The sequence below is a fragment of the Sphingomonas gellani genome (genome assembly GCF_900110035.1).
In the GTDB taxonomy this organism is placed as follows: domain Bacteria; phylum Pseudomonadota; class Alphaproteobacteria; order Sphingomonadales; family Sphingomonadaceae; genus Sphingomonas; species Sphingomonas gellani.
The window spans coordinates 7,501-33,594 of the sequence record NZ_FOCF01000004.1 but is presented as its reverse complement, the minus strand read 5'-3'; the positions used below and the strand labels follow the sequence as shown (position 1 = coordinate 33,594).

At 64.6% G+C, this 26,094-nt stretch carries 18 protein-coding genes and 2 pseudogenes (1 of these 20 only partly in view); 11 read left to right on the top strand and 9 right to left on the bottom strand.

All coding sequences use genetic code 11. The features are described 5' to 3' along the window. Nucleotides 1-11: 11 nt before the first annotated feature. A complete protein-coding gene (locus BMX37_RS08960) occupies nucleotides 12-863 on the top strand; it encodes a hypothetical protein (protein ID WP_139198058.1) in 852 nt (283 codons plus the stop codon). Between the two features lie 140 nt (nucleotides 864-1,003). Here BMX37_RS08960 and BMX37_RS08955 read toward each other — a convergent pair whose 3' ends face one another. Together BMX37_RS08955 and BMX37_RS08950 are read right to left on the bottom strand one after the other, a co-directional pair. Next, the gene (locus BMX37_RS08955) at nucleotides 1,004-2,065 is read right to left on the bottom strand and encodes a PepSY-associated TM helix domain-containing protein (RefSeq protein WP_093665416.1); all 1,062 of its coding nucleotides are present in this window, start codon (nucleotides 2,063-2,065) and stop codon (nucleotides 1,004-1,006) included. Then, complete coding sequence (locus BMX37_RS08950; protein ID WP_093665415.1) at nucleotides 2,065-4,197, bottom strand: TonB-dependent receptor; 2,133 nt, start codon at nucleotides 4,195-4,197, stop codon at nucleotides 2,065-2,067. The genes BMX37_RS08955 and BMX37_RS08950 overlap by 1 nt, the downstream gene beginning before the upstream one ends. A gap of 374 nt (nucleotides 4,198-4,571) precedes the next feature. Between BMX37_RS08950 and BMX37_RS08945 the strand changes: the two genes are divergently transcribed. From BMX37_RS08945 to BMX37_RS19305, 7 genes and pseudogenes are all read left to right on the top strand, one after another. Further along, complete coding sequence (locus BMX37_RS08945; RefSeq protein ID WP_093665414.1) at nucleotides 4,572-5,597, top strand: DUF2332 domain-containing protein; 1,026 nt, start codon at nucleotides 4,572-4,574, stop codon at nucleotides 5,595-5,597. Between the two features lie 413 nt (nucleotides 5,598-6,010). Then, nucleotides 6,011-7,783 carry a methyl-accepting chemotaxis protein gene (locus tag BMX37_RS08940; RefSeq protein WP_093665413.1) on the top strand — a complete coding sequence of 591 codons (1,773 nt, stop codon included), beginning with the start codon at nucleotides 6,011-6,013 and terminating at the stop codon, nucleotides 7,781-7,783. A 289-nt stretch (nucleotides 7,784-8,072) separates the two neighbouring features. Continuing rightward, nucleotides 8,073-11,126, top strand: coding sequence for a TonB-dependent receptor domain-containing protein (locus BMX37_RS08935; protein ID WP_093665412.1), 3,054 nt, complete (start codon nucleotides 8,073-8,075; stop codon nucleotides 11,124-11,126). Between the two features lie 517 nt (nucleotides 11,127-11,643). After that, nucleotides 11,644-12,088: pseudogene (locus BMX37_RS08930) on the top strand (IS110 family transposase); the annotation flags it as partial. Nucleotides 12,089-12,233: 145 nt separating this feature from the next. Then, nucleotides 12,234-14,741 (top strand): TonB-dependent receptor, encoded by a 2,508-nt coding sequence (locus tag BMX37_RS08925; RefSeq protein ID WP_093665411.1) that lies wholly within the window; start codon nucleotides 12,234-12,236, stop codon nucleotides 14,739-14,741. 11 nt (nucleotides 14,742-14,752) lie between these two features. Continuing rightward, the gene (locus BMX37_RS08920) at nucleotides 14,753-15,823 is read left to right on the top strand and encodes a phosphatidylinositol-specific phospholipase C1-like protein (protein WP_212611417.1); all 1,071 of its coding nucleotides are present in this window, start codon (nucleotides 14,753-14,755) and stop codon (nucleotides 15,821-15,823) included. Continuing rightward, the gene (locus tag BMX37_RS19305) at nucleotides 15,820-16,557 is read left to right on the top strand and encodes an acid phosphatase (protein WP_093665409.1); all 738 of its coding nucleotides are present in this window, start codon (nucleotides 15,820-15,822) and stop codon (nucleotides 16,555-16,557) included. Before BMX37_RS08920 ends, BMX37_RS19305 begins: the two co-directional genes overlap by 4 nt. Nucleotides 16,558-17,321: 764 nt before the next feature. On the opposite strand, the gene BMX37_RS08910 is transcribed toward BMX37_RS19305, so the two are convergent. From BMX37_RS08910 to BMX37_RS08900, 4 genes and pseudogenes are all read right to left on the bottom strand, one after another. Further along, nucleotides 17,322-18,569, bottom strand: coding sequence for a histidine-type phosphatase (locus BMX37_RS08910; RefSeq protein ID WP_244501487.1), 1,248 nt, complete (start codon nucleotides 18,567-18,569; stop codon nucleotides 17,322-17,324). Continuing rightward, nucleotides 18,566-21,370 (bottom strand): TonB-dependent receptor, encoded by a 2,805-nt coding sequence (locus BMX37_RS08905; RefSeq protein WP_244501486.1) that lies wholly within the window; start codon nucleotides 21,368-21,370, stop codon nucleotides 18,566-18,568. Before BMX37_RS08905 ends, BMX37_RS08910 begins: the two co-directional genes overlap by 4 nt. Nucleotides 21,371-21,539: 169 nt before the next feature. After that, complete coding sequence (locus BMX37_RS18780; RefSeq protein ID WP_170841911.1) at nucleotides 21,540-21,701, bottom strand: hypothetical protein; 162 nt, start codon at nucleotides 21,699-21,701, stop codon at nucleotides 21,540-21,542. Between the two features lie 150 nt (nucleotides 21,702-21,851). Next, nucleotides 21,852-22,618 (bottom strand): annotated as a pseudogene (locus BMX37_RS08900) (IS5 family transposase). Nucleotides 22,619-23,103: 485 nt separating this feature from the next. On the opposite strand from BMX37_RS08900, the gene BMX37_RS08895 reads away from it, so the two are divergent. Beyond that, a protein-coding gene (locus BMX37_RS08895) for an IS5 family transposase (RefSeq protein ID WP_244501485.1) occupies nucleotides 23,104-23,864 on the top strand; the annotation gives its coding sequence in 2 pieces (ribosomal slippage) (nucleotides 23,104-23,427 and nucleotides 23,430-23,864; 759 coding nt in all). Nucleotides 23,865-23,888: 24 nt separating this feature from the next. Continuing rightward, on the top strand, nucleotides 23,889-24,131 hold the full coding sequence (locus BMX37_RS19300) for a metallophosphoesterase family protein (protein ID WP_093665407.1): 243 nt from the start codon (nucleotides 23,889-23,891) through the stop codon (nucleotides 24,129-24,131). Nucleotides 24,132-24,350: 219 nt separating this feature from the next. On the opposite strand, the gene BMX37_RS08885 is transcribed toward BMX37_RS19300, so the two are convergent. The 3 genes from BMX37_RS08885 to BMX37_RS19455 all read right to left on the bottom strand — a co-directional run bounded on the left by BMX37_RS08885 (nucleotide 24,351) and on the right by BMX37_RS19455 (nucleotide 25,828). Beyond that, the gene (locus tag BMX37_RS08885) at nucleotides 24,351-24,686 is read right to left on the bottom strand and encodes a hypothetical protein (protein WP_139198057.1); all 336 of its coding nucleotides are present in this window, start codon (nucleotides 24,684-24,686) and stop codon (nucleotides 24,351-24,353) included. A 546-nt stretch (nucleotides 24,687-25,232) separates the two neighbouring features. Then, nucleotides 25,233-25,457 (bottom strand): hypothetical protein, encoded by a 225-nt coding sequence (locus BMX37_RS19460; protein ID WP_425288456.1) that lies wholly within the window; start codon nucleotides 25,455-25,457, stop codon nucleotides 25,233-25,235. Next, nucleotides 25,370-25,828: a helix-turn-helix domain-containing protein gene (locus BMX37_RS19455; protein ID WP_425288455.1), complete on the bottom strand. Its 459-nt coding sequence runs from the start codon at nucleotides 25,826-25,828 to the stop codon at nucleotides 25,370-25,372. Before BMX37_RS19455 ends, BMX37_RS19460 begins: the two co-directional genes overlap by 88 nt. 216 nt (nucleotides 25,829-26,044) lie before the next feature. Here BMX37_RS19455 and BMX37_RS19450 point away from each other — a divergent pair, with 216 nt between their 5' ends. Beyond that, nucleotides 26,045-26,094, top strand: partial view of a recombinase family protein gene (locus tag BMX37_RS19450; protein ID WP_425288453.1) — the 5' end (the start) only. The gene runs 1,621 nt beyond the window's last position; 50 of the gene's 1,671 nt are visible here — the first part of the coding sequence; it begins with the start codon at nucleotides 26,045-26,047; the stop codon falls past the right edge of the window.

The window sequence follows — 26,094 nt, the reverse complement described above, 5'->3', positions numbered from 1 at the left end:
CCGCCCGCTCGGTGAGAACCCGAACGCTCTATGCGCAGGAACAGCTGGACGCGCTGTTCCAGGCGGTCGAGACAGACGACGTGGTCGATCCGGACGTCAGCCTGCCGGTACCCGTCCCCGTACACTTCTCCGAAGACGACATGCGCCGTTGCCTTGACCTGTGCGTGCAGTTCTGGATGCAGGAGGCTCGGCCGGCCGAGATGCGTCACCTGGCGGAGCGGTTGCTGATCTCCACCGACCTGCCCGAACAGGCGCGCCTTCGCTACAAGCATGTGCGCGCCAGCTACAAGCATTTGCGCTTCGCCCTGGTGCTCTACGGCGTGAAGCATCGGCCGCCCCGCCTGTTCGCCGCGACGGTGGCGGTGATGGGCCATCTGCAAGACGCATTCCGCAACCGCCGTCCGCACGCGACGCGCGGCTATGCCTTGCTGCTACGCCTCCTGCTTTCCCGGCCCATCTCAATGATCGTGCGGCGTGAAGTGGAACGTGTCCGTCTGGACGATGCCGCGGGCTTTCTGAGGTTCCGACGTGCCGAGATCGGTCGGGTGGCGACCTGGCTACAACAACCGCAGATCACTGCGCACGTCTTCCACGCCGTTCGGAAGGTCGTCAGCCGTCAGGTGTCGTTCTACGACACGCTCCACGTGTTGCAGCCCGACGACAGGCTGTGGAAGATGTCCCGCTTTCTCAGCGCCATAAACGGCCTGATGGGGGACATGCACGATGATCTGGTCCGACAGGCCGGCACGGGGCATCGCGACTATGCCCGCGACACGTTCGCGCTGCCTCATGACATCCGCTGGCGACTGGACGCGCTGATCGCCGCCTATCCGACCACCGATGCAACACCGGGAGTAGCATAGTCTGCGCCCCCAGCGGGCACAGATCAGCCCTGCCGCACCGACGACCGGTGTTCGGATAGGCTCGGTGCGTCAGAGCTTTCCTTCAGAAACTAACCTGGCCACGGTCGCGGCTGATGTCACGATCAGCGGCTCCAACACCGTCACGGAGCTTTCCGCTTCCTGCCTTTGGCTTGACCGATGTTCCACTGCGTCCGCCAAAAGCCGTACACCGCCAGGCTACCGAGCAGTGTCAGTGCCAGGCCCGACCCGCTCATGGCGAGCTTCCATGGCAGACCGCCGGTTTTGGCAGCGTGGATCGGATAAAGCTTCTCGCGGATAGAGGCCGCTACGCCTCCTGTTGCCGGATCCGCTTTGCCGACGATCGTCAGCGTGACCGGGTCCGCGTACACGAACGTGCGTCCGTTCGGCGTCCATTCGAACGGCTGACGTAGCCGCAGGACGAGGGGACTGCCGGCCTTGCGCGGCCATTGCAGGCGACGGAACTCGGCACGGGGGAACATCGTGGCGGCTGCCACGAAAAGGGGCTTCAGGTCGCGCCTCGCAGGCTCCGCACCGGCAGCAGCTAGTCTGGGCGCGGGAACGCGTGTCTCGGACAGCAACGAACCGCCGAGGGCCGGAAAGACCATCAGTACGCCCGTCACGAGCGACACGAGCAGCAACGGCGACATCACCACGCCCATGTCGCGGTGGTGATGGACGATCGCACCCGGCTTCATCGTCTTGGGCCACAGGCGCGGACGAAAGCGCGCGCGCGTTCGCCACCAAAGGATGAGGCCGGTGACGACGAAGAACAGGCCGACCAAGCCGGCGACCCCGGTTACGGTCTCCCCCGTCTCGCCGATCAGCAGGCGATGATGCAGATCGAAAAGCCACAGCTCCGGGCGCTGCCACGATGCGGACCACCGGGCGACGGTGTGGCCTGCCTGGCTGACATAGGCTCCGCTGCCGTCTGCAAAGATGGCTTGATGCACGGTCAAACCATCGCCAGCAAAGGTGATGCGATCGACGGGGCGCGGTCCCTGCGACAGGGCACCCGCGATTGCAGCCAGCGACGCCGGATCAGCGCGGACAGGATCGCCGGCATGGTCGACGCAGGTCAGCGCGTTCCGCCACACGAGCATCGTGCCCGTCAGGCCCAATAGCGCGAGGAGCAGGCCACCGATCGCGCCGATCCAGCGGTGCAGCAGCGACAACACGCGCATCAGAAGCCCGCTTGCCAACTCAGCGTGAAGTTGCGGCCCCGCCCCGTGTAGAAGCGGGCGTTGTCGGTGGGTCCCTGCGTCTCGCTATAATAGGTGACATAATCCGTATTGCCGAGGTTCTGGACGCTCAGCATCACGCGGCCGACCGGCAGCTCATAAGCGACATAGGTATCGAACAGCCGATAGCCGGCAAAGTCGTTGGCGATCGGTTGGCCCTGGAAATGGCGGGACAGGTAGTATCGTCCCTGCACTCGCGCGCTGAAGCGTCCGCGGCTGTAATCCAGGTTGAGGTTGAGCCGGTCCGGCGAGATGTTGGCACCATCCAGGTCGGCGTCCATCGTGCCATCCGCGTTGGTGTCCGTGCGGCCATCGACGTGGCTGAAGCCGGTGCCGACCTTCAGACCAGGAAGCGGGGTGCGGACGGCAAGGTTCACCTCCAGGCCCTCGATGTTGATCGGCTGGCGCGCGACATTGAAGAAGCCATCGCTGTTGCGGACCAGCACCTGCCCCAGATCGCTTGACGACCGGTAGTAGGTGGCACTGGCCTCCAGGGGTCCTTGCGTCACCTCGACGCCGACCTCCCGGTTGTTGGAGATCACGGGCGTGAGGTCGAGGAAGTCGGTGATCCGGATATTGGGTTGGCTGATACCACGCAGGACACGGCCGATATCCGCGATCGTATAACCTTCCGCGTAGCTACCATAGGCGCGGATCCCCTTGACCGGCTCCAGCACGACGCCGCCGTTCCACAAGGCCCGCTTGAACGACGGCTTGCCGCCGGTCACCGCCCGCGCGCCCGCGCTGGCCAGCGTCGTATAATCGGGAATGTCGAGCCGCACGTTCTCGTAACGGACGCCCCCCGCGAGCCTGACCACGCCGTCGAACATTTTCAGATTGGCCTGGCCGAACGGAGCCAGACTACGGAAATCGGTTTGCGGCACCCAAGCTCGACCCGTCTGCACGAGGTCCTGCTTCGTGCGGTCGATCAGGGCATCGAACCCGGCGGTCAGCGTCAGAGCCTCGAACCCCGGCACCGCGCGCTCGTAGCTGATCTTGCCGCCGAGCTTTCGCGACACGTTGCGCGATTGATCGAACAGCGTGCCGACCGTTGCTATCCGTGAGTCCTGGAATGTGGCGAGGATGCCGCCCGCAAAGGTATCGCTGGTGCGATTATAGAAGCCCTGGAGCGTGAACGCCCCGCCGGCCAGATCGCCGTCCGTGAGCGAAGCCGACACCATTTCGGCAAGGCCGGTGGACGGTTGGCCCGGCGTCTCTCCGCGCCGGCTGGTCGCGGGGATGTCCAGCACGCGGTTACCGTCCACTGGGACGTAGTGGTTGTTGCCTTCCAGCTTGAAGCGGTTGGCGATCACCTCCAGCCGGGCGGTTTTGGAGAGATCGACCCCGACCCTACCGAAGAACGACAGGCTGTCGGTGTCCTGTATCTCGCTCTGATTGCCGTCGAGGCCGATATTCCTGCCACGACCGTCGAGGAAAACGCCGCGCCGCTCAAAGGCGACACCGCCCGTGGCATCGAACGGACCGCTGCGAAGGTTGACGAGACCGGCGACCTTTCCTCCCAACGACGCACCCGAGAAGTCGTCGCCGCTGTTGCCTTGCAGCAGGGTTCGTCCGCTCCAGCCATTGTCCTTGGGCGCCCGCGCGGTGACCTGGTTGACCACGCCGCCGGTCGCGCCGATGCCTTGCAGGGCGTTGGAGCCGTAGATCACCTCGCCCCGGTCGATGAAGAAGGGGTCGATGGTGTAGCCGTCGCGGGCGCCGTCCCGGATCGGGGTAGTCTGCGGAATGCCGTTAATCGCGTAGAGAGGCGATCGGCCGCGCAGCGTTTCACCGAAGCCCGTGATCTTCTCTCGCGTGGGAGAAAAGGCCGGCAGCAGCGCGGATACCGCATCGACGACCGATCCGGATACGGCGACCTGACGCGACAGGGTTTCGCGGTCGATCACGTCGACCGTCAGAGGCAGAGCGCTGGCCGGCAGACTCGTTCGTGCAGCCGTCACGATGATGTCCTCCGGTCCGACGTCGGCGGCATCTTCACCCGTCTGGATGTCCTGAGCCCTTGCGCCGCCTGTCCACATGGCAGCGACGGCGATCATGCCGATTGCGATCTTCATGTTCTTCCCCTGTGAGAGAAGCCGGATAGGGAGCGGGAGACGTACTTGCAACGGCTTCGCATTAGCATATTGTATTCTAGCTGAATTTGGGCAGCGGTTTGCGTGGCACCCGGCTGGTTTACCCGCGCCGGATTTGCCGGAGATCTGCTGCGCGCTCTTAATGCGAAGGTGGAGGGTCGACCCCCGTTGGTCGAGGTGCATGATCTATCACCGAAACACAGCCGATCTGGCCGGACGTGCGGCATCTGCCGACAGGTCGGCCCGTTGAGGCTTTGTCAACCAAGACGCTGCATTGTGCGCGTCATGGCTCTGTGGTGCCAAGGGGCTGTTCTTCAGTGTTGATGATGCGGACGTCGAGCGTAGATGATTTCCCGATGAGCGGCGCCCGGCACGATCTGATCCGTCAAGCGGTGGTGATGCGCTCGATCGGCTCGTCGTTCGTCGCCGACGTTCTGGAAGCGGGCGATCGGCAGTTATGGCGGGCGCCGATCACCGACACGTTCCTTCGGAACTGGTCGGGCGATGCCTCTGGCGCGGCACTAGGCATGCGGTTCAACGCGGCCCTTCACGCGCTTGCAAGAGAGGGTAGGTGCGCGGCGCTGTCGGGCCTGTACGCAAACGATCATCGGCTGTTCGATGCCGCGGTGGGCGAGGCGCTTGCGGAACATGACGCCTTTATCGCCGAGCGGATGCGCCATCCGCCTCAAACCAACGAAGTGGGCCGAGCGGCTGCGCTTTACGCCGCGCTGATGCGGGCGGCGGCGAGGTTCGGCCTGCCCTTCGACCTGCTCGAACTCGGCTCCAGCGCTGGCCTGAACCTCAACATGGCGCGCTACGGATACCGGCTGGGCGACACGCGATGTGGCGATGCGTCGTCACCGGTGCAGATCGCACCCGACTGGTCCGGCACTTCGCCGGATGTGGCCGACGTCACCATTCTGTCCGCGCATGGCGTCGATATGCGTCCCGTCGGGATCAATGAGCCCTCCAATCGCGACCTGCTGCGATCCTTCATCTTCGCTGACCAGCCCGCGCGGGCGGCTCGACTAAACGCGGCATTGCAAGTTGGTCAAGCCTATCCGCCCGCCGTGCAGCAAGAGGACGCGGTGGACTGGCTGCGGCAGAGATTGGAGGATGCGCAGCCCCGCGGGCATTGTCGCGCAATCTTTCATTCCATGTTCCTGCAGTATCTGCCGCTTGAGCGGCGCCGACTGCTGATCGACATGGTGGAGGCTGCAGGACGACGAGCCGATGCGGACCGGCCGCTCGTCCATGTCGCATTCGAATGGGATGCGGGCCGCGACCGCGTGGAACTCCAGCTGACGACATGGCCCGATGGCGAGACGCATCTGTTGGCGCTTTGCCACCCCTATGGCGCGTGGATCGACTGGCAGCAGTGAAGACCCAAGATGTCGGACTAAAGCCACATCGCCCAAATGCGCTTCGTCGCAAATCTGCCAGCTTCTAGCCAAGTAATCCCCAAGTCGATCTGCAATTAACCTTGCCTTAGCAGCCTCCGTTTTAGGTCGGATGGAACTGATCGGGGGAATTACGTGAAGATCGCCTGCCTTTTCATCGCTGCCGCGCCGATCGCTCTTGCAGTGTTCGCTCATGCGGAAGACACCGCCAAGTTCGCGACGGTCCGTTGAAAGGCCGCACCACCTCTCTCACGGGCCGGATCGTGCCGTGATGCCGGCAGGCACCGCCGCAGCGCGACATGCGTGCGGCGGCGCTCGTCCCCCCTGTTTTGACCTGTCGCGCCGTTGGACCATGTCGTGATGCCCAGTCGCCGCAAATCTGGATGTGAAGCCGGATGCTGAGAACACTGAAAATCCCGCGCAAGCTGGCGCTGTCCTTCCTCGTCATCAATGCGTCCGCGGCGATCATGATGATGATCCTGTTCGCCAATGTGGCATCGATCCGCAGCGCGACCGACCGCAACAACATGAGCCGCGACATCTTTGCCAAGGCGCAGACGCTGGAAACATCCATCCTGCGGCAGAACAGCCAGTTCCGCGGCTTCCTGGTGACCGCGGACACCAGTTATCTCAAATCGTACAACGAGGCGCGGGATGACTATGACACCGCCGCGCGTGAACTGGACACGCTGCTCCAGCAGCCCGAATTGCGACAACTCGTCGACCAGTCGCGCGCGGCAACGCTGGCATGGCGGCACGACTGGGGCGACCGGCTGATCGCGGAAGTCAAGGCAGGCCGGCAGAACGACGCGCAGGAGGAGGTCCGACAGGCCGGCGCCAAGGTTCTGGTCAGCAAGGCCGCACTGCCTTTGCGCGACCTGCGGGATGCCGAAACCACCGCCATCAACGACAACGAGGCGCAACAGGGCTCCGCCATCAGGACCGCCACCATTGCGCTGGTGCTGGGCGGCCTGGCGCTGATCGGGATCGCGGTGACGTTGCAGATGCTGCTGAGCCGGAGCATCGCGCGCCCGATCACCGCGCTCACCGGGCGGATGGCGGAACTGGCCGCGGGCCGGACCGACATCGAGATGCCCGTATCCGACCGCGGCGACGAAATCGGCGACATGGCATCGGCAGTTCGCGTGTTCCGCGATGCGGCGATCGCCAAGGTGAAGGCCGACGCCGAGCGCGAACAGGCCATGTCGATGCTGGGCGAAAGCCTGCACCGGCTGGCCGATGCGGACCTGACAGTCGCGCTCGCCGACCTGCCGCCTTCGTTCCAACGCCTTGGTGCGGACTTCAACAATGCCGTGCAGGCAATGGGGGTCACGCTGAACGCGGTGACGACCAGCGCCAACACCATCACCGACGGCGCGCGGAACATTCGTCAGGCCTCTGACGACCTGTCGCGGCGGACGGAGCAACAGGCGGCCAGCCTGGAGGAAACCGCTGCCGCGATGGACCAGATCACCAGCACCGTGCAGCGCACCGCCGACAACGCGACCCGCGCCAATCAGGTCGTGACAACCGCCCGCGCCGACGCCGACAATTCCGGAGAGGTGGTCCGCCGCGCGGTAGCGGCGATGGACGGCATCGAACGATCGTCGGTGGAGATCAGCGAGATCATCGCCGTGATCGACGGCATCGCCTTCCAGACCAACCTCCTGGCCCTCAACGCGGGCGTGGAAGCCGCGCGTGCGGGTGACGCGGGCAAGGGGTTCGCCGTCGTCGCGTCGGAAGTTCGCGCACTGGCACAGCGGTCCGCTGACGCAGCCAAGGACGTGAAGGCGAAGATCGTCGCATCGTCTGCGCAGGTCGCGTCCGGTGTCGGCCTGGTTGCCGAAGCGGGCGAGGCGCTCAATCGTATCACCGGCAAGATCGGTGAGATCAGCGGACTGGTGGCGACGATCGCGACCGCGGCCAAGCAGCAGTCGATCGGATTGCAGCAGGTCAACACTGCCGTGGCCGAGATGGACGGCGTGACCCAGCAGAACGCCGCGATGGTGGAACAGGCCACCGCCGCGTCGCGCAGCCTGGCCGCAGAAACGGATACCATGCTGACGGAAGTCGCCCGTTTCCGCCTGCCCCCGTCCGGGTCGGCAGGGCTGTCGAGCAGGGTCAATGTGCATCGGCTGCAGCCACGGGCCGCCGCATCCGGCCGTTAAGACAGGCACAGGTCGCAGCCTGCGCACTCAGGCTGGCTCAGGTCACCCTACCCATCGCCCGCTCCTGATCCCAGCGGCGAGCGACGGGCCGTGACCCGCAGGAACCAACACCTGCAAAGACGTGCAATGTAATCGGAAAATATCCATCGGGCCGCAAGTCGGCGACAGCCTTAACGGCCCGATAACCTTGTTACCGATAAGTACTTACACAACGCAGCGACGGGCATGACGCGTGTGAAACCGGCGACACACGTCGCGGCTGCGCAAACTAGAGGGGTAGTTAGCTCTGATGAAGTCCGCATTTTCTACGTTGAAACTTGGTATTTCGGCGGTGGCTTTGACAACCGCGATCGTCGCGCCGGCATTTGCCCAGGAAGCGCCGCCCGCTCCGGTGGCGGATGCCGCGGCTGACCAGAGTGCAGTGCGGGTAACCCCGGCCCCCGAAGCACAGGTGACTCAGGCACCAGCCGTAACCACGGCGCAACCTGAGCCAAGTCAGGGCGCCACGGTTGTCGTGACCGGCACGCTGTTCCGCGATTCGAATGCGACCTCCATCTCGCCGGTCACCGTGCTCAGCTCGGCAACGCTGCAGCGCGCGAACATCACGACCGCGCAGGACGCGATCCGCTCCGTGTCGGCGGACAGCGCGGGATCGATCTCGACCGGCTTCCGCAACGGCTTCTCGGCAGGCGGCGCGGCCGTGTCGCTGCGCGGCTTGGGCGTTTCATCGACGGTGGTGCTGATCGACGGCCTCCGCTCGGCGAACTTCCCGCTGAACGATGACGGCCACAACGCCTATGTCGACCTGAACTCGATCCCGTTCAGCACCATCGACCGTATCGAGGTGCTGAAGGACGGCGCGTCGTCGACCTATGGTGCCGACGCGATCGGCGGTGTGGTGAACCTTATCAGCAGAAAGAATGTCCAGGGCATTGATGGGTCGGTGCAGGGTGGCACGACCGAGCATGGCGACGGATCCCATTACCGCGCGACGCTGACCGCCGGCTATGGCGACTATGCGGAGCAGGGCTTCAATTTCTACCTGAACGGTGAATACACCTATGACGGGTACATCACCAATCACTCGCGCGGTTATCCGTTCAACACGTTGGACCTGAGTCCGAGCGGCCTGAACGATCGCAACCGCAACGACGACTCGCTCACCATGCCGAACCCGCAGGCCGTCGTCACCCGGGTCACGCAGAGCGACCTCAACAATCCGCTCGCCGGACAGGTCGGTTCACCGCTGACCAACCAGTACCAGCTGCTGAATCCGAATTCCTGCCCCTTCGGCACCTTCACGGTGACCACAGGCTCGGCACGGGGAACCGGCTGCGCGCACAACCTTCCCGACGAATATTCGATCATCCAGCCCCGTCAGCAGCGTTACTCGACAACCGGCCGCCTGACCCTACGCCTGAGCGACAATCTCGAAGCGTTCGCCAGCGGCAGCTATTCCCATTCCGAAGTCAGCATCGTGGGTACGCCCAGCGGGATCCGCCAGACCCAGCCGTTCGGCGGTTCCGCCGCCCTCGCGTCCAGCAGCCCGGGCATCGTTCTGCCGATGTATGTCTGCACGGCGGGCACCAACTGCGCCACCGCGGCCGATCGTCGGCTGAACCCGAACAATCCCTACGCCGTCGCCGGCGCCGACCCGACGCAGAGCGCCGCACGCATCTACTACCTGTTCGGCGACATCCCTGCAGGCAGCGAGCGTTATGTCGACGTGTTCCGTGCCACCGCCGGCATTTCGGGCGACCTGGGCGACGGCTTCAAGTTCCGCCTGAACGGCGTCTATGCCCGTGATAATTTCAGCGTCACGCAACACGGCTTCATCAACATCCAGGGCGTTCTGAACGCGATCAATACCGGCGCCTACAACTTCGTCGATCCGGCGCAGAACACGGCGGCGGTGCGCAATCAGATCTCGCCCGACCGCACCACGCCATCCCATTCGACGGTCGCGACAATCGGCGGCTCGCTCATCAAGTCGCTGATGGCACTGCCCGGCGGCGACCTAAATGTCGGTGCCGGCTTCCAGGTTCGCCGCGAGACGTTGATGAACCGCAACCAGAATGCGGACCTGAGCTATTACGCGCTGAACACGTCTTCGGCCCAAGGCAGCCAGACCGTGACAGCAGGGTTCTTCGAGATCGATGCGCCCTTCACCGAGCGGGTCGACCTGAACGTGTCGGGCCGGTACGACCATTATTCGGAAGGATACGGCCATTTCTCGCCGAAGGTCGGCCTGAAGGTCACGCCGATCGACCGGATTTCGCTGCGCGCCACCTATTCGCAGGGCTTTCGCGCACCGACGTTCGCGGAGAACAACGCGGCGAGCAGCTATTCCGGCTTCTCGTCCTTTACGCCACCGGTCGGCTTCATCGCCGCGCATCCGGGCAACGCGGCCTATACGAGCACGTACAACATCGGCAGCGGCGCGACGGGTAACCCCGACATCCTGCCGGAGGTCTCGCGCAGCTTCACGGTCGGTACGATCCTGAAGCCGACGCGCTGGTTCAACCTGACCGCCGACTATTACAACATCAGGAAGTCGAACCTGATCGTCAGCGGACCGCGACGGGCCGACGCGATCGAGGCCTATTACAGCAAGACCAATGCGGTCGATGGCTGCGCCGCTCTCGCGGCGGTGGGCCAGGGCTATCGGTGTAACGTGATCGACGCGCCCGATCCCGCCAACCCTAACGCCCTGCCCCGCCTGCTGGTGTTCGACGTTCCCTACGTCAACGCCAACTATCAGGTCAGCTCCGGGATCGATGTGCAGGCAACCGCCAATGTGCGGCTGGGGAACGAGGCGCGCCTGATCAGCCGGCTCGACGTCACCCGCGTCCTGCGCCTCGATCTGGTCACCCCGGACGGCGTGGTGCAGAAATATGCCGGTACGCTCGGCCCGTACGAGCTTTCGTCGGGTGGCGGCACGCCGCGCGTCCGCGGAAACTGGCAAAACACGCTGGAAGTCGGCAAGTTCTCGCTCACCGCGACGACCTATTATGTCGGCCGGATCAAGCAGGTCGCGGCTGACGAGATCAAGCCCGTCGACGGTAAGATCGACCTTTCGTGCAAGAACACGCTTGCGCCGATACCGGCCCGTAGTGACGTCAACAACCAGTGCTACATCCGCCGGTTCGTCTACGTCGACCTGAACGCTGCGGTCCGGGTAAACGATCAGTTCCGCTTCTTCTTCAACGTACAGAACCTGACCAACGCACGCGCACCGCTTGCAGCAGCGGCCTATACCAGCAATCCGAACTATCTGAGCAGCTGGCACTACGCCGGTCTGGTCGGACGCAACTTCAGCGCCGGCGCAGGCTTCAACTTCTAAGGCCCAGACGGTGATCGCTGGCGCATCGGGGTGATCTTGGCATCACCCCGATGCGCCAGCGACTTTTTCGATGTTGTTCCAGTTGTGAGCGTACGCGGCTTTTCTAGATTGTTGATCCTCGGGATCGGGACCATTGTCTGAAGCGAGGACAATGTAAGGGCGATCTGCTTGAGACTTGCTCGGACTCCGGGAACCAAACCGTACCCCCCTTTGCTCCGCCATCGGGATCTTCAGCACAGGCCCTTCGCACATGACGCAGACGGCCGTTGAAGCTTTCGACGTAGCCATTCTGCTACGACTTGCCAGCCGGGATGTAGTGCCACTCGACGGGTCACTCCTGCGCCCATCTCAGGATCGCCTGGTCAGCTCCGGTCCACAGCACATTGGGAAGCGCCGGTTCGGGAGCGCTATGGCCCTGATGAAGACAAGGCCGCGTAGCGGCCGCAGGCAAGCCATGGCCGGCCAGGAGGCATCTAAAGCGAGGTTGTCGGGACAACACTTTGGAGGCCGACCGACCATGATCAAGCTCCCCTTTACGCCTGCCGGCGCCGTGCTGGTAGCCATCGATGTGTCCAAGAACCGGCAGGACGTCCTCATCGAGCGGCCGGAAGGCGGTCGGCACGGGCGCATGACCGTCATTTCGATCAGGCAGGGCTATGGCGGCTTTGCCGAGCAACTCGCTGCCATAGGACGGCACATCATCGTCGCTTTCGAGGCGACGGGTAATTACCATCGTACGCTGGCACATCGGCTGCTGACGGCAGGGTTCGAGCTGCGCCTCATCTCGTCGGTCGCACTCGCCCGAACACGCGAGGCGCTGCACAACGGCTGGGATAAGAACGACACCAAGGACGCCCAGGTTATCCTGCACTTGCTGCGGATCGACGCGATGCAGCGCCTAGGGCGACCCGCTCGCCGCTGGCATCAATGATCTGCAGAGCCCTCATAACACTCACTCAGCATGGATGAGAAAGGAGGACGTCACGCCAGTGTAAGACAGCCTTAATCGATATGTCTCCTGCGTGACGCCCGCTTGTCATCGGCCATCACGATAGACGCCCCGTCACAGGTCGACACCAGTTCGACCGAGAAAAAGGGGTATCCTTCATGATCGTCACTCCCCGCCTGCGGGATACTGCGGCTATTCTCGCAATGCTTGTTGCCGCCACCTCCGCGAACGCCCAGACCGCAGACGATACCGCCACACCGGATGCGCAGCAGACCGCCGGAGCGGGTGACGATATCGTCGTGACCGGGCGGCTCGGCACGTCGACCCAGAAGAAGGTGGAAGCGAGCTACTCGATTACCACGCTGAGCGACGAGGACCTGCGCCAGCGTGCGATCGGCAATCTGGCGGAGGCGATGCAGCAGATTCCCGGCGTCTGGGCCGACTCCTCCGCTGGCGTCACCGCCAACAACATCCGGGTGCGCGGCATTCCGCGCGGCGGCTACGAGTCGCTGGCGGTGTACGAGGACGGCCTGCCGATCCAGCACGATCCCGGCATCAACTGGATCAATGTCGACCAGTTCCTGCGCATCGACGAAAGCTATGCCAGCATCGAGGCGGTGCGCGGCGGGCCCTCGTCGATCTTCGCGGCCAATGCGCCGGGTGGTCTGATCAACTTCATCCCGCGCAAGGGCACGCCGGAACTGAGTGGCCTGGTGAAGCTGACCACCGCCGACTACGGCCAGCTCCGCGGCGATGCGTGGATCGGCGGACCGATCGCCGACGACTGGCGCTTCTCGGTCGGCGGCTTTTACAACAAGGACAACGGTGTTCGCGATCCCGGACCGACCGCCAACAATGGCGGCCAGATCCGCGGCATCCTGTCCAAGGAGTTCGCGCGCGGCAGCGTGTCCTTCAGCGTCAAGTATATGGAGGATAACAACTTCTTCTTCGATGCCATTCCGCTGGTCCGCGACGGTGACGACCTGCGCCCGCTGCCTCCGTTCAACGGCCACACCGACACGCTGACCGGTGCGGAGGACGGGCTGGTCCGGATCAAGACGCCCGGCGGAATCCGCCCCGCCGACTTCAACCTGTTTAACCAGTCCAGCGACCTGCAATTTACGGTGAAGGGCAACACGCGCTTCGACGACGGCACATCGATCAACGCCGGCTTCCGCTATCGCGACAGTCACACCAATCGCAATGCGCGCGGCCTGAACAGCCTGACCACGCAAGCGGCCTTTCTCCGTACGTCGCCGGCGAGCAATGCCCTGAAGGCCTTCGCCGCTCAGGGCGCGACCAGCCTGCGCTATGACTACAGCACGGACGGGGCGGCGTATCCGGCGGATGCCAACGGCAACGGCCTGATCGGCGTCAACACGTTCCAGTCGATCCAGAACCCGATCAAGGAGATGATCGGGCTGGTCGAGATCGGCCATGTCTACGACACCGGCATCGGGCGCCACGACGTGAAGATCGGCGGTTATGCGACAGCGGCCGACTGGGCGCACGATCGCAACGACGGCGTCGGCATCACGGAGGTGCGGCCCAACGCGCGCCTGCTCGACGTGGTTGCGGTGAACGCCGCCGGCCAAGTCGTCGGCCGCGTGACGGATACCGGCATCTCCCGGTACGAGTCGCGCTTCGCCCACTCGTTCGGCGGGTATGAGGACGTCGCCTTCTACATTTCCGACGAATGGCAGATCACGCCCAAGCTGCGCGTCGATGCCGGCTTCCGCTACGAGAACATCTGGATCCATGGCTACAGCGAGGGCGTGAAGAGCTACAATCTGGGTGACGCGACCACGCTGGCGGACGACAACGTGCTTGGCGGCTCCGGTGTGTTGACGCGCTTCGACCCGCATTTCGACGACCACAGCTACACGATCGGCGCCAACTGGCAGTTCATGCGGGAGGCGGGCGTGTTCGCGCGCTACACCAACACTTATCGCCTGCCGATGATCGGCCAGTACCGCGACAACGTGCTGCCCACCGGCGTGCGCAGCCAGTCGATCGAGCAGGCCGAAGGCGGGGTGAAGTTCCAGAAGGCGTGGGGCAGCCTGTTCGCGACGGTGTTCTACAACTCGTTCAAGGACGTGCAGTTCACCAATACCTATATCGACCCACGCAGCCTGCTGATCGTGCAGGAGATCAACTACGGCGATGTCCGCACGATCGGGTTGGAGCTGGAAGCGGCATTGCGGCCGATATCGTGGTTCGACGTGTCGGCGACCGCGACGTATCAGGACCCCAAGTTCAAGAACTACACCTACAACACCATCGTGAACGGCGCACCGGTCGCGACCTCGTTCGACGACAATCGGCCGTCGTCGATGCCCAAGGTGCTGGCCAGTGTCCGCCCCCGCGTGACGCTGCTTGACGGACGGGTGCGCGTGCTGGGCGAATGGCGGTACGAAGGCGACAAGTTCAACGACGACGCCAATCTGGTGAAGCTGCCCGCCTTTTCGGTGTTCAACGCCAGTGCCGAGGTGGACGTGACGCCGAATGTGACGTTGCAGGTAAAAGGCACCAACCTGTCGAACAGCCTGGGCCTGGGGCAAGGCGGCGGGCAGCAGCAGGTGCCAGGCCAAGCCGATGGTCCGGTGATCCTGGCGCGCCCGATCTTCGGCCGCGCGGTGCAGGGCTCCGTGCTGTTCCGCTTCTGAGGAGGATGCCCGTGATCGCCCGTCTCGCCGCCGCCCTGCTGCTCGCCACCACCACTGTCGCGGCGCAGGAGCCTGCGACGGACGGGCCGACCCGGATCAACGACATCGCGGTGATCGGCACGCACAACAGTTACAAGCTGCCGATGCCGGCGGCGACGATGATGAAAATCCGCGCTGTCGATCCCGCGATGGCCGACGCGCTCGATTACAGCCACCGAACGCTGGTAGAGCAGCTCGACGCCGGTGCCCGGCAGCTGGAGATCGACGTCAATCACGATCCCCAGGGCGGCCATTATGCCGCCGGATCCCGCGATGCGCGCCTGCGCCGGCCGGGGTTCAAGGTGCTGCACATTCCCGGCATCGACAACTCGTCGAGTTGCGTGCTGCTGCGCGATTGTCTGAGCATCATACGTCGCTGGTCGGATGCGCATCCGCGCCACGTACCGATCCTGCTGATGTTCAACGCCAAGGACGAACGCAATGCCGCACGCGGAGGTATCGACGCGTTGCCCTTCGATGCGGCGGCGTTCGATGCGCTGGACGCGGAGATCCGTTCGGTGATGCCGCCGGCGAAGCTGGTGACGCCGGACGACGTGCAGGGTCGATATCCCACGTTGCGCGAGGCGGTGCTGGCGAACAACTGGCCGACGCTGGAGGCGTCGCGCGGCAAGTTCCTGTTCGCCCTGGACGAACCGCCTGCCAAGGTCGCGGTCTATCGCGGCGCGCGCACGTCTCTGGAAGGACGGGTGTTCTTCATCAACACGGACGAGGCGTCGCCAGCGGCCGCCTATCTCACCCTCAATGATCCCATACGCGATGGGGATCGCATCCGTCGCGACGTGGCGGCCGGGTATCTGGTCCGCACCCGCGCGGACGCCAACACGCGGGAAGCACGCGCCAACGACACCGCTCCGCGCGACGCGGCGCTGGCGGGCGGTGCGCAATATGTCTCGACCGATTATCTGTGGCCCGACCCGCGCTTTCCGGGCGGCTACCGCGTGCAGCCGCCCGGCGGGATGGTCGCGCGTTGCAATCCTGTGCGCCGCCCCGCCGGCTGCGGCGATCTGGAGCGGAGCCGGTGAAGCGCCTGTTGCTCGCGACGCTGCCGCTGGTGCTGGTCGCCGCCGATCGGGAGCCTTCGCCGTACCTGTCCGCGTCGCAGATGCCCGACCTGACGCGCATCCTGCCCTCGCCGCCCGCCAACGGCGACCCCCGCTCCGTCGACGACCGCTCGACGTTCCGCGCGACCCGCGACGTCAAGAACTCGCCTCGCTGGACGATGGCGACCCGCGACGTCACGGACGACCGCTTCACCGTGTTCGCCTGTGCGATGGGACGCACGCTGGACCCGCGCGACAGCCCCGCGCTTGCCCGGGTGTTCGCGCGCATGGGAGACGGCGACATGGTCGGCCGGGCCAAGCGCGCCTTTGCGGTCCGCCGCCCTTATCTCGATCAGCCCGGCGATATCTGCGAGCCGAAGACCGCGCATCTCGCAGGCAATGGCGATTACCCGTCCGGCCACACCAGCAACGGCTGGTCCACCGCGCTGATCCTCGCCGAACTGATGCCCGACCGCGCCACGCAGATCCTGCGGCGCGGGCGGCAATATGGCGAAAGCCGCTTCATCTGCGGCGCGCACAGCCGCAGCGCGGTGGAGGCGGGCTTCATGGCAGGCGCGGTGCTGGTCAGCCGTCTACATGCGGACGCCGCATTCCGGGCCGACATGGATGAGGCGCGAGCGGAACTGGCCCAGCAGCGTCCCGCCGCGTTCAAGCCACCCGCCAACTGCGGACTGGAAAACGCGGCCGGCGGCTGACGCGCTCAGGCGCCTGCGACGTTGCTTGCGGCTGTCGGACCCAGCAGCCCCTGGTGTCCTCCGCTAACCCTGCTCGAGGTCGCCCCGCCATGTAGCGTCCGGGAACATCCCAAGCGGGTGTGGTCAGTCTACCGCAACCCAGTCTTCACATGATGCAGTTCGGCCTTTGAGCATAGCAGCCTCGCTCGCGAGGCTCTGCACTCCGCAAGAGCGGGACAACAGCCGAACACCTCCGGCGGCGAGTTCAAGTAGTGAAACGGCTTGGCGGGGGTGCGAGGTCGGGCACGCCCTGCCCTACCCGATCCCGTCGACCGGTACATTACCTCTGACACAGCCGTTCAAACGCCGAAACGGAGTTGGAGGCAGCGCGCTTAGCTTGCGATCCATCACCGCACGCTGACCGTGCGGCTGCTTGCCTGCGTAGGCACGTCGCAAAAATCGTCCAGCCGAACCGCATCGACGACGTAGCGCAACGACAGGCCGGCGCCTCACTCGTGCCCCCCCCAGCATCCCCACTCAGCAGCCGATCGGCGGAGTTGCACAGCTTCCTGCCTAGGCGTTTGGATCACGCGTCAGCCGGAGAAGGAGTGTCAACGGCCAGCTTCTCACCATCTGCCATGACGAACAGCACTGCCATAACCTGCGGAGAATACGGCTGTGGTGGCTTCTGCGGTTGCCGCGAAGCGCAAACTACCCGCGGCTCGGTGCGGGCGATGGCTTCGATGCTACAGGTGTGAATTACGCAGGAAGGTAACAGCAGCGACTCACCTGTTCGGCGGCTGCAATAAGCCACTGGTAAGGCGAGAAAATGCGTCAAGGGCGCAGACACCAGCTCGGCAGCCTGGGATCGTTAGGTAGCGTCGGTGCGGGCGCTGCACCCGATCCAACACGGCCAGCGAACGTACCTGGTTCATGGTCTGCGCCTGGCTGAAGGCCCGCACGAAACGGCGGCCATCGGCCTGCCGCACGACCTCGAACCCGATCGCGCCACCAGGGGCAACGTCGTCCCGTGGGTAATCCGCCATCGTCCAGTGCAGGTCGTAGAAGCCGCCCAGCGCCGCAAGATTGGTATCGTGGCCGAACAACAGGGTCACCTTGCCCGATCTTCCCTCCACTGCATCAAGCACGCGGCGTGCGAGTGGGGCCGCGAGGCGCCGCGATACATAGGGGGGCCGCGTTTCGTATCGGAACTTGATCGGATGGAAACGCAACATGGTGCGGATGTCGGCGGGGGACGCGCGGCCCCATCCGACCTGCGCCATCGGCATGCCTTCCAGATATTGCAGCAGGATGGTCTGACCAGCCGTCGATGCGAAGGACAGTGCGCCCTTCATGTCCGGCTTGGCGCCGGGCTCCGCGACGAGCCGGGAACCGCGTTCAGACGCGGTGCATGGCGGCTTGCGCGTGCCACAGGCCTTGCCGGGGCAGCAGCCCGTGACCCGTTCCAGCACGCGGAAAGCATCGGCATTGCGCGCCGCCTCCGCCGCGATGCCGCCTGGCGGTGCGAGGCGCAACGCGGCGGCGAGTGCGACGTCGCCATCCAGCGCCAGCCCCGCATCGGACGGATGGAAGGTTTCGTCCTCATCCTCCCCGGCCGGATGGTCAAGCGTGGTCGTACAGCCCGGAACGAGCGTATCGAGAAAGGCGCGACCGGTCTTGATCGCGCGCGAGGCGGCGCTTGCCCAGGCGGATAGGGTGCCGGCCGGCGCACACCCGGTGGCGGGCAGCAATCCCTGCTGGATCATCAGCATGCGATCGAACGTGCCCAGCCGCCGGATCGCCTCCGCTCCGTGCATGGTCAGGTCGCCGGCGGGGGTCGACCATTCCGGCCATGGTTCACGCGTGGTGCCGGGCGGCGTCGCGGGGAACTTGGTCGACGGGCGAACCCCGTGACGCATCACCATGACGACGCGCTCCACCGTCTCACCACCTTGCATGGCAGCCGCGACCGATACCGCCGGTGCCAGTGCCATGCCCGCAAGCGCCATAAAGGACAGGACCCGACGGATCACAGCGTCACCTTGACACCGAACTTGCCCGTCCAGCCATATTCCTCATGCTGCGCCAGACGACCTCCGCCCGCGCCGGTGCCCGTATAGTAACGATCAAAGGGTTCGTTGCCGATGTTGATGAAGTCGGCGGTGACCTGCACGCCCTTCACGATGCGCAGCTTCGCGCCGATGTCGAACAGCAGGCGATGATCGACATACACATCGCCGTCGCCACCCGCAGACACCTCGTCCAGATACCGCCCGCGATAGGTGCCGCTGGCGCGAATTTGCAGCGGCCCCTTCTCATAGCCGATGCTTGCGTTCCAGATGTGCTTGGACGAACCCGGCAGCGTCAGGCGGCGCACCAACCCCGCATCGGTCGCCAGATCCGCGCGAGTGTCCACATAGGTGTAGTTTCCACCGACCAGCAGACCGTCGAACGGCGCGGGAAGGAAGCTGAGCGACGCCTGGAGGTTCATTTCCACCCCCGTCACCTTGGCGGTGTCGCCATTCTGCGGCAGCGTCGCCTCGTCGATGATCACGCCGTTATAGTTGTAATCGTTGATCCGCGAATCGAAGATGAAGTCCGACACCTCCTTGTGGAAGAACGTCACCTCCGCCAGGGCGTTGGAGACGAAATACCATTCGGCCGCGGCGTCGAAGTTCCACGACTTGTACGGGCGAAGGTCGGGATTGCCGAATTCGCCCTCACCATCATTCTCGTTGTACGAGAAACGCGGCGCCAAGTCGGAGATGTTCGGGCGCGACAGGCTGCGGGTCACCGCGCCGCGCAGCACCACCTTGCTCATCGGCGCGAAGCGCAGGTTCAGGCTGGGTAGCCAGTTGGTGTAGGACCGCCGGACGTTGACCGGGGTAGCAACCACGGTGTCCGTGTCCAGCGAGTTGCCGCGCATCGCATTGCGGGTGTGTTCGACGCGCACGCCTCCGACCGCCCTTACCGTTCCGTTGTCGAACCGGGCCTGTCCATAGCCGGCATAGATGTCCTCATCGACGCCGTAGCTGGCGGACAGGCTGTCGAGATCGCTGTCGCCGGCATTGCGCACCAGCCGACCGCGATTGGCGTTGAACCACCCTCGGGCGAGCAGCGGATCGACCGCCGGATCTTGGTCCACGAACCCCTTGTCCCCGATCGAGCGGGACAGACCGGCCAATGTCGGCAGGCTGCCGCTGCTGACCGCGTCATAGCTGTTGAAGTCGAGGTCATAACCCTTCTGACGAAAGCGGCCCTTGGCACCGACCTTGAACTCCAGCGTGCCGGCGGAAAGCGGGATCTCGCGCGCGACATCCAGGCGCGCGGCGTATTCCTCGTCCGTGCTGAGCCCGTCGGTGGTTTCGATCTTCGACAGCGGGTCGCTGCCGTTCGCGAACAGCGTCGGGTTGCTCGTGCTGTATTCCGGGACCTGCGTGTCGAGCCGGTTCAGCGTCACGCCCAACTGGCTCGCGCCGTACTGGAAACGGCGATCGAAGATCGTGTCCTGCCGATTGGGCTCCTGCTCTTCCGAATAGGAATAACTGCCCGAATAGGTCAGCGTCCACAGGTCGGTGCGCGTTTCGCCACCGGCCGTCACGCTGTAGACGTTCTGGATCTCGGAGCGATCCTTCATCTCCCTGCGCACCCGCACGCGATTGGCGGAACCGGCGCCGGATGTGAAGGTGGTGCTTCCCGCATCGCCGCTCGTCGGCGCGGGCGAGAAGGTGAAGCGCAGCCGGCTGCGCAGTTCGTCGTCGCGGAAGCTGTTCAGGATGCCGCGTGCATACAGCGTGGTCGTGTCGCTAGGCCGCCAGTCCACCGACAGCGCCGTCGCTATGCGCGTCCGGACGACGTCATAGGCGCGGTAATCGACCTCTTCGGGATAGGCGATGCCGCGCGCCGTCGCACCCCAGTCGCTCGCCTCCACGCCATCGGTGCCGAAGCGCCGGCGATAATAGGAAAAGCCGCCCGAGATACCGAAATCCGGCGTCAGCAGCTTGGAGAAATCGACGGAACCCTTGGGGCTCCACTTGTCGCGCAGGTCGTTGCGCGACCCTTCCAGGGAGACGCTGAACAGGTCCTTCTTGCGGTCGAATGCACTGGTCGTCTTGATCTCGATGGAGCCGCCGATCGTATCGCCGTCCATGTCCGGCGTCAGCGTCTTCTTAACCTCGATCGACTGAACGAGTTCGGAAGGAACGGTGTCGAGTGCGAGCGCTCGATTGTCCGACTCCGGCGACGGGATGCGCGCGCCGTTGATCGACACCGCGTTCAGTGCCGGTGCCAGGCCGCGCAGCACCACGAAGCGCCCCTCGCCCTGGTCGTCCTGGATCGACACGCCGGGCACGCGGCGCAGCGCCTCCGCGACGTTCTGGTCCGGGTTCTGCCCGATGGCGTCGCGCGACAGCACGCTCTCTACGCCGTCCGCGGAACGTTTCTGCGACAGGGCGCTTGCCTGATTGGCGGCGAGCCCGACCACCAGGATGTCGTTGTCGGCGCCCGCACCCTCCGACGCGGCGAGCGCGAAATGCTCGGTAGCCGTGCCGGTCTGCGGCAGCGTCACCCGTCGTGTCTCGGATACGGCACCGACATAGCGGACGACCACCGTGTAGGTGCCGGGCGGGATGTCGCCGAAGCGGAAGCTGCCGTCGCGCCCCGCCTCCGTCACGCGGCCCAGCTCAACGATCCGCACTTCGGCCCCCGCGAGCGTCCGGGTGTTGGTGCTGTCGGCCACGCTGCCTGTCAGGTCCTGGGCAAAGACCGGCGCGGCAAAGGCGCAGGAAGCAAGCAGCGCAAGGCGCAACGCCCTGCCGGTCGAAGTGTCGAGCACGATATCCCCCGGATTTGTGGCAACCTCGCCAAGGCGGGCTACGCGTCACGCCGGCCGGGTATCGTCGAAAAAGGAAGAAAGGGTGACATCGGAATGACAGTTTGGTGACAGGCTTGCTAAGCTATTGCCTGTCGCCGACAGGAGTCGCCGCGGATCGCAGGGCATGACGTCATGGATGGACCGTCCCTGCACCAGCTTCGCTTTGCAATGATGTGTTTGTTGAGCCACGTCTTGAGGTCGATCCGTGCAGCAGGATGTCGTGAACGTCCGTATCGATCTGGCGAACAACGTGTTTCAGGTCCATACGCTGCTGCTCGAACAGGCCGAACACATGAGCCCCCCCCCCGACCGATGCTCATCGCCGCACGAAGGCTCTTGCACCGCAGGGATCGTCCACTCGTGCCCTGACTCGGCGCAGTCTAATTGCACCGGTGATCCGCGGTGGCCTACAAATAACGCCCGACGGTCTAGATGCCATGGACTAGGCCGTAGACTCATAAGCTCGGAGCCACAGCCGCATTGAGGCGAACTGGACCATGGCAAGAAAGTTGGCGGCGAGCTTGTCGTAGCGGGTGGCGACGCGGCGGAAGTGCTTCAGCTTGGAGAAGAACCGCTCAATGAGGTTTCGCTCGCGGTAGGGCCGCTTGCTGAAGCAGGGTTTCCGACGGCGGTTGCTCTTGGGCGGGATGTTGGGTGTGGCGCCCTGGTCTTGGATCAGCTCGCGGATGCGATCGGCGTCGTAAGCCTTGTCCGCCAGCACGATAGTGCGCAGGCCAAGGTGGTCGAGTAGGCGATCGGCGATCTGCCCATCGTGGGTCTGTCCAGCGGTTAGACCGAGCCGGATAGGGAGCCCTTGCGCATCGACGACGACGTAGATTTTGATCGTGAGCCCGCCTCGGCTGCAACCAAGACAGTGATCTGCACCCCCTTTTTTTGCCGTCGCGGCCTGCTGGTGGGCGCGAACGGAGGTGCTGTCGATTATCTGGATAGCGCCGTCGTGAGCGGCGGTGATGGCGTCAATCAGCCGGTCTCATACACCGGCTTTCCGCCATCGCACGAAGCGGTTGTAGCAGGTTGTCCGCGGGCCATAGCGTTTGGACAGGTCGCGCTATGGTGCGCCGGGCCCCGCACCCAGAAGATGCCGTTCAGCGTCCCGCGGTCATCGACGCACGGCACGCCCCGTGGCTTGTTTGGCAGCAACGGCTCGATCACGCGCCACTCGAAGTCGGTCAGATCATATCGGCTTATGCCAACGCTGAGTCAGAGATCGGTGAGATATGGAAGCTGCCAGTCGACTCGCCATGATGTTAGAAACGCTCCCGGGCATCTACCCAGCCTCGACACCCCCTTAATGTCCTGCGAAGATCGACCCGTGGAGACAATCAAGAAGATCATCAGCCAGAACGGCAAGAACCCCTCGGCATCGAGGTAAGTCCCGGCGGCTTATACCGTTACGTCGCCTTCGATGATCGTTACCAGGACGACCCGGATTTTCAGGCTCCGCCCGAATGGACGATAGATGCCTTCTCCGGGCTCTACGAGTCTGTGGAAGCAGCCGAGGCTGATGCAATTGCCGAACTTTTGTGGCTATCGCGGATAGCCAACCGATAGGAGCTTCCCGGTAAGTCAGCTCATTCCTGTTTATGGGTTCACGGCCTAGGTTGAGAACCCATACAAGTTGTTGATGAGTATTACTAAATAGCTGTCTCTGATGGGTTTGGGCAGGAGCGGCTATGGCACGGCATCTGTTTTGGTTGTCTGACGAGGCTTGGGCGGTGATCAAGCCGCACCTTCCGCATGGGCGGCCGGGCAAGCCGCGGGTGGATGACCGGACGGTGATCTCCGGCATCCTGCACGTGCTGAAGACCGGATGCCGGTGGCGCGATGTTCCGGCTGCCTATGGGCCGCCGACGACCATCTACAACCGCTACAACCGGTGGGCGGCGCGGGGCATCTGGCAGCGCTTGTTCGAGAAGGTCGCGGGTGCCGGACCGGTGCCGGACGAGTTGTCGATCGACAGCACGCATGTGAAGGCGCATCGCTCGGCGGCCGGCTCAAAAAGGGGGAGTGGCAAGAAGCGATCGGCCGCTCACGCGGTGGGCGAACCTGCAAGATCCACTGCCTGGCCGATGATTGCGGCCGACCGGTCGCCCTTGCCCTGACGCCCGGCAACGTCGCCGACATCAGCATGGCGGTACCGCTGTTGAGCGTCGCCGCTCCGGCCCCTCACCTGATCGGCGATAAAGCCTATGATGCAGACAGCCTGCGCTACTGGCTCGCCGAACGGCAGATCAAGGCCGTGATCCCGTCCACTGCCTCTCGACGCACGCCCTACCCGCTGAACAGGCGCATCTACCGACGCAGGAACGTCATCGAACGGCTTTTCTGCCGCCTCAAGAACTGGCGTCGCATCGCCACCCGCTATGATCGTCACGCCAGCAATTATCTCGCCCGCGTCGCACTCGCCGCCACCGTCGCTGAGTGGATCAAATGAGTCCCCAACCTAGTAGACGGACCTATGAAGATCGCCGCTATCTCGGACATTCACGGTAATCTCGGCGCGCTGAAGGCGGTGCTGGCTGACGCTGCCGAGCAGCGCGCCGACCTGATCGTCAATCTGGGTGACATTTGCTCCGGTGGCTTGCAGCCTGCGGAAACGGCCGAGCTGCTGCGAGGTCTAGCCGGAGAGCACGCATTCACTGAGTGCGAACGGCTCAAGAGCGCGGGCCGGGGCTGGCCGGTGGTCATCGGAGGCGACTAAGACCTGGAGCGCCTTGCGGATCAATTCAGTATCGGCGATCCAGTCGTGGTCGGGGTGCCCCTTCCGGGGATGAGCGTGCGTTCACCCGCACAGATCCTTGCGGCCGCAGACAACATTCATTTCCCGCAGGATCTCCGCAGATGGTCCGGTGCTTACCAGCCAGAGGATTTGCGCGCGCCGCTCGGCGAATGGCCAACCAAGGTTGATCATGGCCCGGGACTAAGCGTGGCGCTTGATCTGGTTTCGGGCAACCACCTCGTCGCCGACCGCCGCGTTGACGCCACGCAGCCAGCGCGGCGAGGCGTAGCGATGCCGCATCGTCCACAGGCCGCGACCGAGCTCCAGCCCCGCCAGGACGATCCAGATGACGACAAGGATCCTGCCCGCGAGGACGGGCTTGGTGCCGCTGATCTTTCCGATGACACCAAGCCCGATCAGGCATGCCCACAGGGACGAGAAGCTGATGACGATCGGAAGGACGGCCAGCCGGCTGATCTCCCAGCGCGCGACCAGCCTGTCGAGCAGCGGCACGCGGCCAGTTGCGCCAAGGCTCATGCCAGCCTCCCACGCCACCTGACGCCCAGCCATTTCGGGTACGAAGCGATTCCGGCGTCGATGCCCGTGCAGGTCGAAAGCCTCATCAAGGGTCACTCCGTCCGGGGGCGCCGGCATGCCGGCGAACTTGCTCGTCCCCGGAACGCCGGGAACGCTCACCACCCCTTCTCGCGAAGGACAGCCCCAAGCTCCTGATGCGGAGCCGACTTCACCTCTCCTCGCGGAGGACGACCCTAAACTTCCCTGAGGAAGTCGACGCGATGCTGATAACGCCTCCGTGCCTTGATCGCCAGCCGTCGTGCGGGTGATCAATGAAGCGGTCCCTCTTTCGAGCGCTCGACGTGTTCAGGCCAGCAAGAGCCATCCCGCTCCCGATCTGCCTGGAGCTTGCCGGCAGGCGTGGCTCGGAGGCTGGTCGTGGAAAGCAGCCCGCTTCGTCGCAGCGAACCGATGTTGGTGGCGACCTTCGGCCAGTTACGCTCAAGTAGCTCACCCGCTTCCGTAATCCTGTTGCCGGGGGAGCCTTCGTTCGCTCGTGGATCGGCTTTAATCTACTTGCGTCCCGCTCTGTGCGTCATGGTTACCTCGCCAGATGCCATCGACGAGTTCGTCCAGAACCGGGTTGACGAAGATGCGGGGGCTGTCGTTTCCGCGGAGGTCCGGGTCGCCCGTACACCATGCGATCAGGCGCGAGCGCCGGCTCTGTCCGCGCTCGATGCGCGAGATCTGCGCGGCGGAGACGCCGCCCGCAGCCGCGGCGACCTCGGCGATGGAAAGCCGGAGCAGCCGGCGCTGCTCCCGCAGACGCGCGCCGAGGTCAGCGTCCTTGGCGTTCCTGATCGAACGCGGGACATCAGCTGACCCGCGCCGGTTAGGCCCGGCTCACCCACGACGTCCTTGGTAATGTCGAGCGCGGCCATGAGGCGCTCAAGCGTGTCCATGCGGGGCGCAACATGCCCCTTCTCAATTCGAGACAGCGTGCTCCTGCTAATGCCAGCAGCGTGGGCCAGCATCTCCTGCTTGTGACCGACGCTCTCCCCTTGTGGCCCTTTGCGAGCTTGCCGCAGCCGGTCGCCAAGATCGCTACGCAGTGCGGCGATCCCAGGGAAGAGACGTGTGCGGGGCGGCCGTCTGGGAGACATGGCAGGCTCATAGAAGAATTGTGGCGTTCGTGCACGTTCTGCGGAGGCCATCCCAGAACCTCGTTCATGGCGACGACACGGTCACAAGAAGGCCACCCGGCACCCGCGCCCGAGGCGCTGGCAGAGCTCGTACGCCTGCTCGCCCGCCAGGCGGCGGCTGAGCATCACGCGCAGGCACGGGATTCCCGAGCACGCGAAGCTGTGGGACAATAAGCCATGCTCACCTCTTCACCCCGACGCATTGCGCTCTATGGCCGCCATTCGAC

What these genes read in the sequence shown, in the direction of transcription:
- BMX37_RS08935 (WP_093665412.1), top strand. Translation starts at nt 8,073, where the DNA reads ATGAAGTCCGCATTTTCTACGTTGAAACTTGGTATTTCGGCGGTGGCT.
- BMX37_RS19455 (WP_425288455.1), bottom strand. Translation starts at nt 25,828, where the DNA reads ATGTCTCCCAGACGGCCGCCCCGCACACGTCTCTTCCCTGGGATCGCC.
- BMX37_RS08945 (WP_093665414.1), top strand. Translation starts at nt 4,572, where the DNA reads ATGAGCGGCGCCCGGCACGATCTGATCCGTCAAGCGGTGGTGATGCGC.
- BMX37_RS08925 (WP_093665411.1), top strand. Translation starts at nt 12,234, where the DNA reads ATGATCGTCACTCCCCGCCTGCGGGATACTGCGGCTATTCTCGCAATG.
- BMX37_RS08885 (WP_139198057.1), bottom strand. Translation starts at nt 24,686, where the DNA reads ATGAGCCTTGGCGCAACTGGCCGCGTGCCGCTGCTCGACAGGCTGGTC.
- BMX37_RS08940 (WP_093665413.1), top strand. Translation starts at nt 6,011, where the DNA reads ATGCTGAGAACACTGAAAATCCCGCGCAAGCTGGCGCTGTCCTTCCTC.
- BMX37_RS19300 (WP_093665407.1), top strand. Translation starts at nt 23,889, where the DNA reads ATGAAGATCGCCGCTATCTCGGACATTCACGGTAATCTCGGCGCGCTG.
- BMX37_RS08950 (WP_093665415.1), bottom strand. Translation starts at nt 4,197, where the DNA reads ATGAAGATCGCAATCGGCATGATCGCCGTCGCTGCCATGTGGACAGGC.
- BMX37_RS08955 (WP_093665416.1), bottom strand. Translation starts at nt 2,065, where the DNA reads ATGCGCGTGTTGTCGCTGCTGCACCGCTGGATCGGCGCGATCGGTGGC.